The organism is Achromobacter sp. JUb104, assembly GCF_024806975.1.
Taxonomy (GTDB): domain Bacteria; phylum Pseudomonadota; class Gammaproteobacteria; order Burkholderiales; family Burkholderiaceae_B; genus Achromobacter; species Achromobacter spanius.
This window is the reverse complement of record NZ_JANUEY010000001.1, coordinates 1,287,146-1,303,013: the sequence shown is the minus strand read 5'-3', so window position 1 is coordinate 1,303,013 and position 15,868 is coordinate 1,287,146. Positions and strand designations below refer to the sequence as shown.

At 58.1% G+C, this 15,868-nt stretch carries 15 protein-coding genes; 6 read left to right on the top strand and 9 right to left on the bottom strand.

The annotated features are described in order from the left end of the window. Window positions 1-62 precede the first annotated feature (62 nt). Window positions 63-977 carry an AraC family transcriptional regulator gene (locus tag M2361_RS06005; protein WP_259249246.1) on the top strand — a complete coding sequence of 305 codons (915 nt, stop codon included), beginning with the start codon at window positions 63-65 and terminating at the stop codon, window positions 975-977. Window positions 978-1,190: 213 nt separating this feature from the next. Here M2361_RS06005 and M2361_RS06000 read toward each other — a convergent pair whose 3' ends face one another. From M2361_RS06000 to M2361_RS05970, 7 genes are all read right to left on the bottom strand, one after another. Beyond that, window positions 1,191-2,525: an SMEK domain-containing protein gene (locus M2361_RS06000; RefSeq protein WP_259246952.1), complete on the bottom strand. Its 1,335-nt coding sequence runs from the start codon at window positions 2,523-2,525 to the stop codon at window positions 1,191-1,193. Between the two features lie 422 nt (window positions 2,526-2,947). Then, window positions 2,948-3,487 (bottom strand): carboxymuconolactone decarboxylase family protein, encoded by a 540-nt coding sequence (locus M2361_RS05995; RefSeq protein ID WP_259246950.1) that lies wholly within the window; start codon window positions 3,485-3,487, stop codon window positions 2,948-2,950. Window positions 3,488-3,555: 68 nt separating this feature from the next. Beyond that, window positions 3,556-4,749 (bottom strand): MFS transporter, encoded by a 1,194-nt coding sequence (locus tag M2361_RS05990; protein WP_259246943.1) that lies wholly within the window; start codon window positions 4,747-4,749, stop codon window positions 3,556-3,558. A gap of 57 nt (window positions 4,750-4,806) precedes the next feature. Beyond that, entirely contained in the window at window positions 4,807-5,565 is a 759-nt protein-coding gene (locus tag M2361_RS05985; protein WP_259246941.1) for an SDR family oxidoreductase, read from the bottom strand. Between the two features lie 128 nt (window positions 5,566-5,693). Further along, window positions 5,694-6,644, bottom strand: a complete 951-nt coding sequence (locus tag M2361_RS05980) for a GlxA family transcriptional regulator (protein ID WP_259249245.1) — start codon at window positions 6,642-6,644, stop codon at window positions 5,694-5,696. A 120-nt stretch (window positions 6,645-6,764) separates the two neighbouring features. Next, the gene (locus M2361_RS05975; protein WP_259246936.1) at window positions 6,765-8,123 is read right to left on the bottom strand and encodes an MATE family efflux transporter; all 1,359 of its coding nucleotides are present in this window, start codon (window positions 8,121-8,123) and stop codon (window positions 6,765-6,767) included. A 202-nt stretch (window positions 8,124-8,325) separates the two neighbouring features. Beyond that, a complete protein-coding gene (locus M2361_RS05970; protein WP_259249244.1) occupies window positions 8,326-8,448 on the bottom strand; it encodes a zinc-binding dehydrogenase in 123 nt (40 codons plus the stop codon). A 272-nt stretch (window positions 8,449-8,720) separates the two neighbouring features. Between M2361_RS05970 and M2361_RS05965 the strand changes: the two genes are divergently transcribed. From M2361_RS05965 to M2361_RS05950, 4 genes are all read left to right on the top strand, one after another. Next, a complete protein-coding gene (locus M2361_RS05965; protein WP_259246935.1) occupies window positions 8,721-9,941 on the top strand; it encodes a hypothetical protein in 1,221 nt (406 codons plus the stop codon). Next, complete coding sequence (locus M2361_RS05960) at window positions 9,938-10,390, top strand: three component ABC system middle component (protein ID WP_259246934.1); 453 nt, start codon at window positions 9,938-9,940, stop codon at window positions 10,388-10,390. Before M2361_RS05965 ends, M2361_RS05960 begins: the two co-directional genes overlap by 4 nt. After that, window positions 10,387-12,249 (top strand): DUF3732 domain-containing protein, encoded by a 1,863-nt coding sequence (locus M2361_RS05955; RefSeq protein ID WP_259246933.1) that lies wholly within the window; start codon window positions 10,387-10,389, stop codon window positions 12,247-12,249. The genes M2361_RS05960 and M2361_RS05955 overlap by 4 nt, the downstream gene beginning before the upstream one ends. A gap of 1,317 nt (window positions 12,250-13,566) precedes the next feature. Beyond that, window positions 13,567-13,902 (top strand): hypothetical protein, encoded by a 336-nt coding sequence (locus M2361_RS05950; RefSeq protein ID WP_259246931.1) that lies wholly within the window; start codon window positions 13,567-13,569, stop codon window positions 13,900-13,902. A 44-nt stretch (window positions 13,903-13,946) separates the two neighbouring features. On the opposite strand, the gene M2361_RS05945 is transcribed toward M2361_RS05950, so the two are convergent. After that, window positions 13,947-14,771: an SDR family NAD(P)-dependent oxidoreductase gene (locus M2361_RS05945; protein ID WP_259246930.1), complete on the bottom strand. Its 825-nt coding sequence runs from the start codon at window positions 14,769-14,771 to the stop codon at window positions 13,947-13,949. Window positions 14,772-14,805: 34 nt separating this feature from the next. Here M2361_RS05945 and M2361_RS05940 point away from each other — a divergent pair, with 34 nt between their 5' ends. Then, window positions 14,806-15,195, top strand: a complete 390-nt coding sequence (locus tag M2361_RS05940; RefSeq protein WP_259246929.1) for a helix-turn-helix domain-containing protein — start codon at window positions 14,806-14,808, stop codon at window positions 15,193-15,195. Here the strand turns inward: M2361_RS05940 and M2361_RS05935 are convergent. Continuing rightward, on the bottom strand, window positions 15,176-15,619 hold the full coding sequence (locus tag M2361_RS05935; protein WP_259246927.1) for a hypothetical protein: 444 nt from the start codon (window positions 15,617-15,619) through the stop codon (window positions 15,176-15,178). The two genes, M2361_RS05940 and M2361_RS05935, sit on opposite strands and share 20 nt — an antisense overlap. Window positions 15,620-15,868 lie beyond the last annotated feature (249 nt).

The window sequence follows — 15,868 nt, the reverse complement described above, 5'->3', positions numbered from 1 at the left end:
ATTGGACGAACAATCCTTACTCGTCTATTTTTATGTACTGATCGTCCAAATAGTTGGAAACGATGGATCCTTTAGCCAATATCCTCATGGGCTCGCGCGTGCGCACGGCCAACTTCACGCGCTTGGACGCCAGCGCGCCGTGGGGGCTTAACTCCCCCGGTGAGCGTGGCGTGAACTTTGTGCTGCTGGTGCGGGGCTCAGCAATTCTGACCACGCCTGACAGTCCGCATCCCATCTCGATGCGCAGTGGCGATGTCTTCATCAAGCTGGACGACACGCCCTACCGCCTGTACGACCACGAAGACTCTGCCCAGATCGATTGTGTGGAAGTCGAGAAATTGCGTGTCGGCAACTACATCCAAGTCGGCGGCGGCGGCGCAATTACCACCTTCGTCAGCGGGTCGTTCGATCTGAACGAGCGCGACGCCAGACCCCTGCTTCGCACGCTGCCGTCGCTTTTGCATTTGAAACTGGATCAGCACCGCAGCCTGGCCTTTCAGTCGGTGCTGGAAATACTGGCGCTGGAAACCGAGTCGCCAGGGCTGGGCTCCGAAGCCGTAGTCAGCAGACTATTCGAGTTGCTGTTTGTGCATGCGATACGCGCGTACGCAGCGCAGCCGGGCGGCCCCACTCAGGGGTGGTTGGGCGCTCTTGCCGACCGCCACCTGGCGTTGGCATTGGAAGCGATGCACGACGCCCCGGCCCAGGACTGGACGGTAGAGTCGCTGGCGCGCGCGGCCGGCATGTCGCGCTCTGGTTTTGCGGCCAGATTCAAGGCCGTGGTCGGCCAATCACCGCTGGACTATCTGACCGGATGGCGGATGCATTGCGCGAGCCGGTTGCTTCAGGAAAATCACGCACTGTCCAACGTGGCTAGCCAAGTTGGCTATGAGTCGACGGCTGCTTTCAGTCGAGTGTTTCGGCGTGAAATGGGGGTGACGCCGGCGGAGTTTCGTAGAGGTGGGAAGTCGGGGTGAGGTGTGCTCGCAGTTAGCCTACGGAACTAGCGTCAGGCTGCAATTTGCTATGACGGTAATCGGCCAGAAGCAGTCGTTCGGCGCAGCGTAGCGGAGGGGCGTTTCGTTTTGAAGCAGAACAAAGATGGCGGTTAACACGCCGGTACGAAGCGCTGCTTTCCTTGTTGATACTTGTTCTGTTTCATCTCGGTTACCGATACACGATCATGTCGGCTACTGATGCACGACAGCGTTCACCGGTAGCTGATGTTTCAAAGCGTAGTCTGTCAGCATCTGCTGCATGACCCCGACCGTGCTCGGCGAAACAATTCTTCGAGCCATGAACCCATTGTTCGCGGCCTGGACAAAGTCTCGTTGGTTCCCCAGCGTGGGTGCGTGCCGTATCAGGTCGACCAGAAAACGATCACCTGAGTAGCAGCTCAATAGTTCATCCCTTGGCATACCAACGACATTGATGTAGATGGTCTTTTGCGTTATTGCTTCATGGATCTCCGCGGCGAGGAAGATTAAGAATATCCCGTCCCTTGTGCCCTTGTAGCTCAGTGGCTCGCTGATCGCCATGCGATACCGGTACTCCCCGAAGTCGTTCGTCTTTCGCGCAGCGAGGAAGAAGTGTTGGTAGTCCGCTGACTTCACGTCAGCGACATCTTTCACGCGGTCTAGAGAATTGAGACCGACTTCACTGGGGATGAGAAGAATCAGCTCCTCTGAATTGCTGATTGCTTCCCGTATGACTTGATACGACTTCTCAAGAGACCTACGCCAGTCCTGCGGAACCGAGCCCGGCCGCCCGTTGTATATGTGGCCGTAAGATCCGTCGATCCAGTCGCTGGCGACGCTGAACTGATCGGCAATGTAGGACACAACGTGCAAGTCGGCTGCTTCAGAGAGGCTTGTGTTGTTGGAAAAGATGCTGCGAGTGATCCCGAACTTCTTCAGCGGCTCGACGGCGTTGGCGATCGAAACGTCGTGAGCCTCGAAAAGGCGGCGCAGGTTCTGACCTGGCTTATCTACGCCGGCCAAGAATGGTCGTATCTTGTCCGAAAGCTCCTGCTCGATCCGATCAGCGAACTGCTCGATCTTTGCCGCGTCTCCGCTTTTGGCGACAATGTTGTACAAGTCATTGAGATCGTAGATGTCCTTTTCGGGATCGAATTTGAATTCGCCTTGGGATCGAACGATCCGCTGGCTGTCGTAGCTGGCCTGTTTCTCCCCCAAAATGACGAAGATCAACTTAGCGTACGTATTCATGATGCCGTGTTCGAAGAACTTCTCTTGCGTCTCGAAAATCTTGGTAGAACTCGACGTGACCGTCACCTGAATGGCGCAGTCGCCGCTCTTGGTGCCCAGATCGACTGCGGGAAAGTTGTGCTTCAGATTCAGGTTTTCCAGGTCGGTGTACCCCCACGTGATCCTTGCGAGATCCAGCGCTACCGCTTCGCCCAAAACTGCAGCGTCAAGTAGCCCTGCTTGAATCTTGAAGTCTAGATAGTGTTTGTATGCTGCAAGGTAGATCGCGAGCCGGTGGACTAATGAAGTTGTATTCATCTTAGGCTGGGAAGTAGTAGTCAGAAATCCATCATCCTACAGATTTTCGGTAGGCGACCGTGCGAAGGGTGAGGCTGAATCTGCTTACGGTACGTCCGATGCTCGAAGACACTGAGCTGAGCAGCAAACTATGAACGTACCTTGCTCCACCAGCCGCCCACATGCCGTGGTTTAGGGGCGGCAGCTGCGGGCCGCCAACGCAGCACCCCTTGACACCAGTCTTCGAAGCCGTCAGTCGGCGACGTGCGCCAGCGACTGGTTTATGCCAAATAGCGTGAAGTCGGCTGCAAATCGTCGATTGCTGTAGTCGCGGCACAGCAGACGTCTGCAGGCAAATCACGAACGGCCGCAACGGGTCGGGAACGGTCATCGACCCGACTCGACCGCCCCTCCTTACTGCTCCCCTTCCCCCGTCACTCCCATCACTTCAGTTCTGGAAAGTCCACCACCGTGTCATTCGCACGATTGAACACGTTCGTAAACGTGATGACGGCGATGGCCAATGCGATATCCGCGATGGCCTCGTCCGGATAACCCGCCGCGCGCAAGGCCGTGAGTTGCTCGGCATCGAGGGTGCCTCGGCCTTCTTGAAGGTGCCTGACAAACTGGATCAACGCATCGCGCTTTGCATCGCCGGTCGGCTGCAGCGCCCTGATGGCGCGCACGGTGTCCACGGGCAGGCCGGATGCCTTGCCCGCCAAGCTGTGTGCAGCGACGCAGTAGTCACAACCGGCAATCGCGCTCACCACCAACTTGATGGTTTCGCGGTCCTGCGCGGACAGGACGCCTTGCGCCAGCACCGCGTCGGCGGACAGCATCGCCTTAAGTGCGGGCGTATTCAAGGCGCCAATGGCCGCATAGGCATTAGGGACCATGCCCACCGCTTTGCGGATAGCGGCGAAAACGTCGGCGGTTTCGCCGGAGGCGCTGCCGGCGGCGGGCGTGTTGATACGGGAAGTCATTTTCTTGGTTCCTTTCAAAGTGGTGTTGCTGAAATCCGGCAGCGGTGAACCCGCCGATACAGAGAAATTCAAGTTCTACGCGCAATGGCGGCGTTCAGGCCCAAGGCGATCAGTTCCGCCATGGCCGCCACGACGCCGATTGCCCAGATGGCTCCGGCGCCCAACACGGTGGCCCCCAGGGCGCTGCCGATTGAAAATCCGAAATACATCGTCGAGGTGTTAAGCGCTAGCGCAACGGGCGCTTGCGAGGGGACGCCCGCGCCGATAAGCCGTGCCATTTGCGCGGGAAAGAATGACCACACCGTGAAGCCCCACACAGCCACGGCGATCATGACCAGACCCAACGAAACTCCCGGTGGCAGCACCGTTGCAACGGCCAAAGCCAGGAACGACAACGCCAACAGCACGAGCGACCCGCGCACCACCGTGCCAGCCCCGAAGCGATCGTTGAGGACTCCACCCGTCATGACCCCCGCCGCTGCACAAAGCCCCCAGAGCGAGACAGACGCTGTGATCTCCAATGGGCCAAAGGCCAACACGGCGCTCAGATACTCGGCGATATACGGGTACGCAGCAAAGGCGCCGATCGACCAGAACAGGCTGACCGCCAGCAAGCGCAACACAGAACGCTGCGCCACCACCGAGACACGTTCGCGCAAACTGGCCACCGCGATGCCCTGCCCCGCGTCACGGTCGATGCCAGTCAAAATGCCTGCAATGGCCACCAGGCTCATCGCGCCGACCAGCAGAAAGGTTGCCCGCCAGCCGAAGGCGTGGCCGATCAGTCCGCCAAGCGGCAGGCCCAGTGCGATGGCCAATGTCTGCCCCCCGCTGACAATGGCAAGCGCACGCCCCCGCATCGTGGGTGGGACGATGACGCCGGCCAGGCCATTGGCGGCGGGCACATATAGCCCCGCCGCAATGGCCATCAGCACGCGCGCGGCGATCAGCACGGTGAAGGACGAAGACAGCGCGGCCACGACGTTGCCAATGGCGAACAGGGCCATCGCAATCAGCAGCACCTGCTTGCGCGCCATGCGGCCGGTGGCCACGGTGGTCACCGGCGACGACAATGCCAGCACCAGCGTGAACACGATCACCAACAGCGCGATGGTGGGCACGGGCAGCGCAAAATCCTTCGCCATGACCGGCAGCAAGGGCGCGATCATGAAGCCTTCTGTGCCAATGGCGAACGTTCCCAAGGCCAGGAATCCCGCCGGCAGCAACACCGTGCGCGTATCGTCGGCAAGCGTTGCGGTCATGACGCAACTCTCCTACAAATGCAGTCTGTGCGGGCGCGAGCCCGCCTATCAGGCGTCTTAGACGGGGATGGGATTGGCGGCGATTTCAGTGTTGAAACCGTCAATCAGCGCATGTTCACCAACGCCGGGGTTGTCGCGCAGGGCACGAATCGCCTCAACAAACACTTCCGGTGCGTCGGTTGCCAGCCCCTTCATCGTTTCGGCGATGAAGGCATCCAGCGGCATGGCGCGAGGGTCACCGCTCTTTTTGATCAGGTCGGTGTCGACCCACGGCGGCGCGATTTCCTGGACGGACACGCTGGTGCCTTTGAGCATGAAGCGTTGCGACAAGGCATACGAGTGCAGCGCCGCCTTCGAAGCGGAATAGACGGCATTGGTGGCAATAGGCACGTAGGCCAGAACCGAGGTGTTGTGAATGATCGTCGCGCGCGGCTGCGCCTTCAGATGTTCGATCAGCGCAGAGGTCAGCCGGATCGGGCCAAGCAGGTTCGTGTCGAGAATCTGGCGCGACACGGCATCATCGATCCGGCCCGAGGGGTCGTCGAACGGCATGATCCCCGCATTGTTGATCAGTACGTTCAGCGTCGGGTAGTCGCGGATCAGTTGCGCGGCAACGCGGTCGATGTCGGCCGCATCCGAAATGTCCAGGGCGACGCCCTCGATCCCCGGATGGGCCGCCGCCACTTCATCCAGCAGGGCCTGACGGCGCCCGGCGATGATGACCTTGTTACCCAGGGAATGAAACTGTTCGGCAAGCGCGCGGCCAATGCCCGAGGTGCCGCCCGTGATAAAGATTGTGTTGCCCGTCATCTGCATGATTTGTCCTTGTGTTGCGCCTGGATGGCGCCTTCGATGGACGTACTATGCGCGGGTCGGGTGAAGTCTCAAATGCCATAGATCCGGCAAAATCGGACACGGGTGATAAGCAGGCCGCCGCTGGCCGGTCAGGCGGCGTCGCGGTCTTGCATCGACACCAGGCTCCGCTTCACGCTGGCCGGGGGCTGGCCAAGATTGCGCAGGAAGGCGCGCCGCATTCGGTCACGGTCGGCAAAACCCGTGTCACGCGCCACGATTTCCAAAGGGTGACGGCCGTCTTCCAACATGACGCGCGCAGCCTCCAAGCGCAGCATTTCCACGGCCTTGGCCGGAGACCGCCCGGTTTCTTCGCGAAATACCCGGCTGAACTGACGCGGTGACAGGCTGGCAGCTTCGGCAAGCTCTTCGACAGACAAGGGATTGCGCAGGTTCTCTCGGGCGTAGGCCAGCGCGCGCTTTACCCGGTCAGAGCGAGGCTCCAGCGCTAGCATCGCCGAAAATTGCGATTGCCCGCCGTGGCGACGATGGTAGACGACAAGCCTACGAGCCAGTGCCCGGGAAAGCGCAGCCCCATGGTCGTCCTCGATCAGCGCAAGCGTCAGGTCGATGGCCGATGACATTCCCGCCGACGTCCAGATGTTGCCGTCACGGACGAAAATGCGGTCCTCTTCGACCCTGACCTTCGGAAAGCGCGCCCGAAGCGCCGGCGCATGCGCCCAGTGCGTGGTGGCGGTACGGCCGTCAAGCAGACCGGCGTGCGCCAGCACAAAAGCGCCTGTGCATACCCCAGCCACCCGGCGGGCTTGTTCCCCCGCGCGGGCGAGATACGCACGCAGCCCGGGCGAAATATTCTGGGGCGCCAATTGGCCGGCAACCATCAGCGTATCGGGTATGACACCTAGCGGCGTCGTTTCGATACCTGCGTTCATGGACGACCTGACCGTGCCGCCTTTTTCAGAGAGCACCGTCAGCCGATAGCCCTTATCGCCCAGCTCGGTATTGGCGAGCTCAAAGGCAGAGAGCGCCGCCAAACCCATCAGCTGGAAGCCATCTTCCAGGATTAAACCAACGTGCCGCATCATGCTTCCTTTTCAGGCAATGGAAGAACAGATTAATCCGGCACGGGGAACGGCATCCACGTTGTTGCCAAAAATAGGCCCACTTTGTTGCGCCATTTTGACGTCGGCACCCACCCTGCTTTACTCCTGTTTCCGGCAATCGCGCAGCAGCGCATAAAGCCCCGCCGCCCCAAAAGCCGCCATACCCAGGCCCACGCTGACGAACAGCCCGGTCTGCGTGGTGGCGATCAGCCCCCCACCCAACGCCACCACCGTGCGCGCCAAGGCGCCCGCCAACGGGACCGCCATCTTGCCGGTGCCCTGCGCGGCACAGTACTGGGTGAATCCAAGCCCAAAGAAGCCAAAAAAGGGGCCAACATGGCGCAAGTAAACGCTTCCCGTCGCCACACTTTCAGGGTCCGTCAAAAACGCACCCAGCCATAACTCGGGCCATATCGCAACCACCAACCCAATAGCCTCGGCAACGGCGAACCCCAGACAGGCTGCGATCAACGCAGCGCGGCGTGCGCGATCGATCCTGCCCGCAGCCGCGTTGGTGCCGATCAGGATCGCGGCAGGCCCGCCGATGCCGAAACTGAGCGGCACCAACAAGAATTCCAATCGCGCAGCCGCGCCGTATCCGGCCACGGCCGCCAGACCGTACGCCCCAACGTAGCCGGTGACGATGGCGATGGTGAGATTGGTACTTGTCGCGATAAGGGCCGACACGCCGCCGACCTTGAGAAAGTCGGCAAATAGCCGACGTTGCAGCCGCACCGGTCTGGCAGCAGGCTGCAGCACCCCTTGGCCACGCCAAAGATATATTGCGAAAACCAGGCTACCAACGGCGTAATACAAAACCATTGCCAGCGCGCCGCCTGTCACGCCCAGCCCCCGAAAGCCTGCCGCGCCAAAGATCAGCAGCCACGATACCGGTATCAGGATGACGCCACCGCCGCACACCACCCGCATCGGCAAGCGTACATTGCCACTGCCCCGAATGACCGCCAGCAGTGCATTGAACAGCCAAATCAGCGGTGCCCCGCCAAAGACGACGGCGGCATAGTGGTCGGCGTGCCGAAGCGCTTCGCCGCTAGCCCCCATGGCACTGAACGCCACGGTGCCAAAAGCCAAGACGAGCCCTGCCGTGACAAGCCCAAACGCCACCGCAATGTCGACAGCATGCCAAACCAGCGCGTTGGCTTGCACGCGGTCGTTGCGCCCCAGCGCCCGCGCAACCGCGCCAAGCATTCCCCCTCCCACCGCGCCGGTCGCAAGCGCCGTCGTCAACGCCAGCAGTGGAAACACAACCGACACACCAGCGAGCACGTCTTCACCAAGCTGGGCGAGAAACCACACCTCCATCAGTCCGACAAAGGTTTGGCTGAGCATCACCAGCAGTGTCGGGCCGGCAAGCGACAACATCACAGGCAAAATTGGGGCGGTCAGCAGGCGCTCGGTCTGGACGTCACGGCTGCGGGAATCGGTCTGCGCGGTCATGACGGCACTCGAAGACGGTTCTGGGCGAGCGCAGAATAGGCCAATGTCGCGTTGGCGGGAATGTCGAATACACGGCAATTCGCGCCATGGTGATAGTCGGATGCGAAACAATGGTGTCAGGCTGGACTCACCCGGATTTCCCCGGTTGCTGAAACCAGCCCACATCTGACTCATGCGCCCACGCGCTGAAGCAATTTCAGTTTCAAGCCATGTGCAGTAGCAGCTTGCCTACGGTGGAACGGCTTGCCATCTTTGCCGGGGCCCTTGTGACTTGGGCAAGTGGATACTCGCCTCTGATAAGCACTCTGAGCTTGCCTTCGGCTATCCAATCGAACTTCAGCTACGACGGTAATCGGCCAGAAACGGCCAGCCGCGGTGCTCGCTTGGCCGGCTGTTTGAGGCTGGTGGGCAACTTTCGCAACTGTGGGGTGAAAGTTAACAACCAATGCAAGCGGTCATTGGAAGCAATTGAGCGTAGTCACGTACATTTGGATACTATAAGCCTTGTACTTCCTTTTAAAGAAGTTAGGCCCACCATCCTGGACCGCGGAGCCTATATGGATAGCCGCGGCACATAACCTCAGACAATGAAATGGCATGAACCATTCAGACAAGGTCGCAGCGGACAAGAGCGCTCTAGGTTTTGAATTCCAGGACCTGGTATTCGTCGAAAAGCTTATCCGCCTCAGCCCCGTACAAACCTTGGGCCTCGAAAAATTCGATGACATCCATGTGGCGACAGCAACCGAAGATGGCGACATCGAGGACCTCGTCCTGATTCAGGTCAAGCACTCGGTCGACCCCGGCAACGTAACCGACCGCGATATTGACCTTTGGAAGACGTTGGCCAACTGGCTGAGCATCATTCCCGGCCTGCCCAGTCATCGAAAGCTGACCCTGCAGCTATACACGAACAAGACCCCGAACGACCAGCCCTTCGTGAGTCTGCTGAAGGCACCGAGGAAAAATCTTCAGGCCATCCTCCAGAGCGTCCGGGATACACATAAGGCAGTTGACGCTGCGGAGACTGCAAAAAAACCGGGTGACGCTGCTAATCCGATAGCCAAGCATGTCCGCATTGTGGCGATGGCTACGGACGAGGCGCTTAAGCATCTATTCGAAAACTTTGAATTCCATTCCGACAACACCTCCGTGCTGCAGCGCATAGCAGATCGACTTCGAGAAGTCGCGATTCCCACCTCTTGCTTGATTGACGCCAGGCAACATGTCATCGGAGCGTTCAAAGAGTCGAAGTTTTCGATCATTGTTCAGGGCCAGAAGGTCGTCATCGGATTCGACGACTTCCATAAGACCATGGGTTTCGACCGAATCGTCAGCACCTCCCGCGCTGAAACCGCCGATTTCGCGAGATTCGTGGATATTTACTACGACTTCCAACGCGACGACACGCTTTCCTTCAATGACAGCCGATTTAGGGCCCAACTCGAAGACATTGGCGTGGGCAACGAGGAAATAATTGATCGCGGAGTCGAGATGATGCTATCTGAGCGCTTCATGGAAGACCTACGGTTGGCGGGGACGTTTACCTCTACCCAAAACAAGAGCCTGGAAAACGAGGCAGTATCAAAATGGAAGCTTTTGCACAATCAAGCGCACCGTGGAAAAAACTATGGCGACGGCGATGACGAATCACATAAGGCGGTCTCCTTGGGCTGCTACGAAAAAACAATACAGACTGACCTGACGGCCGAGAGTGTGAGGCTGCCGACCAACTTGAGTTGCGGAAAATACATGAAGCTCTCTAACCAACCGCGCATCGGCTGGCGCAAAGATTGGCTAAACAAGTTCGATCAATGAATCGTCTTTCTCAAAATGAACTACTGGGTGTCGTTGGAATCCAAAGCGCGCTGGAGCACGCCGAAGGAGGTCGCCTGAGTCTTGGCAAAATCATGCTGATACTGCCATTGATTTTTGACAAAGCGACGCGCTCGGTGCTGAAAAACAGGAGAAGCGTTGTCCTCGGCAGCCGGGATTTGCTCATGTCAAATCCCGTGGGATTTTCCACTGTACGCGGACGGTTCGAAGACCTCACCATTACGTCGTTGAACTCAATCGTACTGGCACAAGAATTGGGACTTGCAAAACTCGATGATGATGCACTGATCCTAAGGAAGTGTATCTTCTCTAGAGACAGTACAGAAATTGGCAAGATCGCCGTAGACATACTGGAGTGCGGTCCTAAACTCGGCCATATTCTCCAGGAGGACGGCGCAGATCTCTACCAAACATTCAGGATCGCATTGTGAGCAACATACAAATCTCGAGCGTCATCCTCTGGCAACGCAATGGCATTCGGCGGCATCTGGACTTCAAACACAACCGGGTGAACGTCATAACAGGTGATCCAGGACAGGGCAAGTCGTCCATACTCTACATCATCGACTACTGCCTCTTGGCAAGCCAGACCAAGGGTATATCCAAAACCAACATCGATTCAAAAGTTGATTGGTATGGGATAAAACTCTCGGTGAATGGGAACGATCTGGTGATCGCACGGCCTTCTGAAAGCTATGAAGAAACGGAGTTTGCATATTTTGATCCCAATGGTGTTATCCCGGAGAAGCCACATCTAAACGCACGGATTGACAACCTGAAAAAAACACTTACGTCCGCTTTTGGCATTGATCCCGAACTTCGCATGCCTTATGGCGGGCGCATGATCCAAGCAAATTCCAAAGTTACATTCCGGAATTTTGTGAACTTCAGCTACCAGGATCAGGCCGCTATCGTCGCGCCCGACTATCTTTACGTTCGACAAACAGATTTGCGAGTACAGGAGGGGATTGCACGAACATTTCGCATGGCGATTGGCGCGGAGACGGTCGACACCGCCATCGCCAGAAATCGGCTGGCAGAAGTCGAACGAAAAAAGGCGCGCCAAGAGCGCAAGATCGAGTCGCTATCCAGGACGGCGCATGCCTTTTCCGATGAGGTGAGTGAGCTTTCGAGGCAAGCCCACTCCCTAGGTGTCATCCGGCAAATTCCAGAAGACTACGATGACCAATTCTCGGTACTTCGCGATCTACTAACTGCCCCCGTCACACCAACCCAGCATCAATGGGAAGTCGAGCGCGTCGAAGGCCAGATTTTCAAACTCAAGGCCAGGAATCAACGCCTACAGGCCTTCATCGATGAACGGCCGGCCTATGCGAGCGCCTTGAAGGACACCGAAGATGCCCTCAAACCAGTTCAACAGTTCAACACAAGTGCTGATGACATCTTCCCGACTCCCCTCGCCAATGAAGTTATTGCCCGACTGCAGCGAGAGCTGACAGAAATCAAGGCTGTGATCAAGGGGCGAAAGAGCTTTCCCTTTATCGACGAGGTCAAAACCATTCACGCACAGAATGAACAACGTATTCTGGAATTACAGAATGAACTGACCTCCTTGAAGGAGAACCCTGTCCGGTACAGCCCGAACGAATACTACCGTTACCTTGGACGGCTGGAGACAAAACTGGAAGTTTTTGCGCAGAGTGATGCAAACGCTACCCAAGCTGCACCCATCGACTATGACGATGAAATCGCGGGTCTGGAAAGAATTGTCAACATGAACGAAGCAAGAACAGACTTGGCCAAGCTGGAGCTGAACAAACTGATAAACAAGCGGCTGGTCAATCTGCCGCTGAAGGGGTACCCCGATTTTTTAGCCATGCTGAGCGAAAAGGAAATGCTGATCCATGTGCATTCACCCGATGGAAGCAACATCGAAAGAATGCCGGATGTGGGTAGCGCATCTAATTATCTGTATTTGCATGTTTCCTACTTCCTTGCAATCCATGAGATCGCCAAGACACGCAAGATCCCCTGGATTCCTTCCTTTCTCGTACTCGATCAGATCAGCACGCCTTATTTCTCGACGGCGCGTGAACCCAGCACGGATGTGCGCAGCATGGATAAGGTCCTGCAGGAGCTCAACCAGTTCGTAACTGAAATGGACCAGCATGGAGGCTTTCAGATCATCCTGCTAGAGCACATTGGCAAGGAGCATTGGCAGAGGTTGGGGCTAGAGAAATTCCATCTGGTCGATCGCGAACTGCGCGGGGACTATGGCCTCATCCTCAAGCCAGGTCAGGAGCGCCTGCAGAACGAAGGACAGGCGTAAGGCGTAAAAGTTGGGATGGGCACGGTCACCTAGCCTTCGTCCATCGAGGGCCATTGACCAGTGCTACCCTAGGGATGCCGCGCGCGGCTATCACGATATGCGGCTCGCTTTCGGGCATGTCACGGCCCGTGCGCGGTTGGGACTTGTTGCCTGGCGCACGGGCTTCGAAAAGATGAGCCGTCATGCTGGCCTGACTCCAACCAATTTGGTCGTATTAAGCAGTGCTAGCAGATCCCTAGTTGAAGTGACGAGGGAACGCGTGTCACCTTGCGGGCCACGGCTGCCGTCGGGACAGCGCCCGCAGCCGGCGGCCAACTGCACTGCAGGCGTTGACCGAGGTCCTGCGAACGACCGCAATGGGTCGGGTGCGGCCGGTCGTCAAGGACAGCTCCCGGCCAAGAGCAGCCGGACGGATCATCGGCCAAGAACCGTCATCCAATTTAGAAATGATCGGCCTGCGCGCTATTTCGTGCAGATCCGATCGACTGCCGGGTTAGATCGGCAAATTAACGAGCGCCCCCTATCATTTACTTTTGGGGGGATTGCTAGATTTGCTAGGTTTGAGGGATGGTGTATTCCCTGGTGTAGTTTTGTTATCGCGGCGGCGCTGATCCGGTTTTCCAGTTGATTGTGCTATCGGCTTTGGTCCTGGTTTAAGTGCCATGAATCCTCTCCTTTGTGGCTTGAAAATTACAGTGGGCGAATAACCTTTTACTTGATTTCATGACAGCAGCATTGCTGTGTAACAGCCGGCCGAGTGCTGGCTGAAGTCACGTTACCTCACTTTACCCATGACCGGCGGTGCGAACGAGCGGGTTTTCACGTATGGACGGAGATTCAGAGCGCCTGCCGTCGGCCCGCATTAGCGCCACCTTTGGGTCGTAAGCACCATTTTCGCTAGTGAAATTGGGATTCCTTTCATCGAGGAAACCCCCGTGAAACCGGATCTCCATGCAGCAAATCGGTTGCGTCCTTATTCCATCGAGTTCTGCATGTCATGGGGCAAGAGCTTAATTAAGCGGCTATAGCCACAGCCATAGGGCGCAACCTGAGCTGATGGGTTAATGCACATCTGCACTGCGGCGACTGTGCCACACCTAAGACGAGGCGTATGAGCCCACACACCCAGACCGCCGGAATGGGTCGAAAGCCGACCCTCACGCCATCGCCCCCTTCCCCTATACTCCCCCCGCTACCCCACCCCCGGTAGTTCGGTTTGGAAGCCGAAAAGCTATAGAGGCCGTCCGCCACTCAGGCGGCATTTCCTCGTCCTCGCGCCTATACACGCGGGGTTCGTCGCCACTATAGGAGGCACCCATGCCCCACCACCCCCTCACCCAAAACCCCTGGTCCAGCGACACCGACCCTGAACTCGGCCTCGTCCCCTTGGCGCACCTCCACCACATCGACCGCACCCGCCACGCCATCGACGCCATCGCGCGCTTGGTCGGCAACAGCGCATTCGAACCTGACGCGACCGGCAGCAAACCCCTGGACCCATGGACCATCGCCGCATTAATGGGCGGGGTGCAAAGCATGTGCGACTACGTTGGCACGCTGACCGAAGCAATGTTGGATCAAGCCCGCTCAACCAGCACCGGTACAGAAATGGACCGGTCCCTGCACCATGCAGCCAGCCACATCCCGTCCTGACCGCCCGCAACGGCGCCCCCCCTGCCCCGCGTTACAGCCCCGCACTACAGCCCCGGCCACATCCCGCCATCCAGCCTGATGTTCGCCCCCGTGATATAGCCAGCCCTGGGGCTGACCAGAAACGACACGGCATCCGCAATCTCTTCCAGTGTGCCGACGCGCCCCATCGGCACGTCGGCGAACATGGGCAGCGCGGTCTTCTCGATGTCGCTCCATGGCGCATCCATCGCCAATCCCCGGGTAGCCGCCGCCGCACGAAAAGCCTCTTCCAAGCTGGCGCTGCGTATCGTTCCGGGCGACACGCAGTTGGCGGTGATTCCATCCTTGGCAACTGACTTCGCCAACGACGCCGTCATGGCGATCATGGCGGCTTTGGCGGCCGCGTAGTCGGGGCGTTTGGCAGGCGGCATCAGCGCGGCCAGGCTGGAGATGTTAACGACGCGGCCCCATTGCAATTCGCGCATGCCGGGCAGCAGGCGTGTCGTAACCCTGACCGCCGCGAGCACATTCTTGTCATACCCTAGCGCCCAGTTTTCAGGCCGGGTTGTGGTCCAGTCCTCTGATGGCCCCGACCCGCCGGCGTTGTTGACGACGATCTGTACGGGCTTTACGAAGGACTGTGCCTGGTCTATCAGGCGTTGCACGTCGTCTTCGTTCGTCAGGTCACCGACCACGACGTAAGCGCGTCCGCCCTGGGCGACGATGTCGTTGGCCGCTTCCTCGGCCTTGGCTTTGTTGCGGCCGTGCAGGACGACGATGGCGCCTTCTTGGGCCAATGCTTGGGCAATGCCCTGGCCGATTCCTTTGCTGCTGCCTGTGACCAGGGCAACTTTGCCGTCCAACTGCAAATCCATCGCATAATTTCCCATGACTATCGCCAGCGCCACATTTAAGGACAGTTGAATGAGTCAGGCAATTACGCACTTAAAGGTGCCTATGGACGAAGAGCAGCGAGACGCCTGCCTGGGTGCGGATGGATCGGTAGCCCATGTTTCCCGCGTGCTGCGCATGATTAGCGGCCGATGGAAGCTGCCGATTTTGTTCCGTCTATTCGCCGAACCATCGCTGCGCAGTTCGCAGTTGCTACGCGACATCCCCGACATCTCGCAGAAGATGCTGACGCAGCATTTGCGGGAATTGGAAGCCGATGGGCTGGTGAAGCGCGAGGACTTCAACGTGCAGCCGCCGCGCGTTGAATACCGGCTGACCCATGCAGGCATGGGCTTGATGCCGGTGCTGATGGCGTTAAGGGAGTTCTCTCGGGATCACGCGACTACACGCGAATCGTTCTAGTGAAGTTTGCCGCGACGATTTGCGCTACGACTGCCGCCAATCGTGAATCGTTGCCCGACGATTTAACATTGTCTTCGCTGTGTTTGTAGCCCAAGCTACGCAGAACGTACTCCTGCGCATGGACCACAGACCCTTGGGCATTCAAGAATTCAGTTGCCACAAGCCAGGTCCGGTCGTCACCCGTGTCCAAGAATCCGCCTGTTCTTCGTTGATTGGAAATTGATTGCGCGTACAGGAACCAGTTTCCATCGCTGTAGATAATGATGTTTGACGGAGCGACCCAATGCAGGGAATTGGGTTCCCATGTGGGAAATTGAACGTCCCACATTTTGTAGCTCGCTGGGGCAAGCTCACGTTCAACGACCAGTTCTCCATTGGCTGTAACGCGCTCGTCAATATCCTCGCCGCAATGCTTGTCGCTCATGTCTATCTCCGTGGTGGCGGCTGCGGCTTCACTGAACAGAAAGCCGATCGAGAGGAAGCGTTCCTCACGGAAGATCGTAGGTGGTTGAGCTGTTTCCTACGTACTCAAAATTATGTATGGCGCCAAGGAGATAAGCAGTGCCTCGCCGGTGCAGCCCATCGAGCCGGCGCGCAGGGCGCTTGGCAACTTCGAATAACGATCACGCGCTGACCCGTGCCCAACAATCGAGTCCGACCGGGATATCGCAAA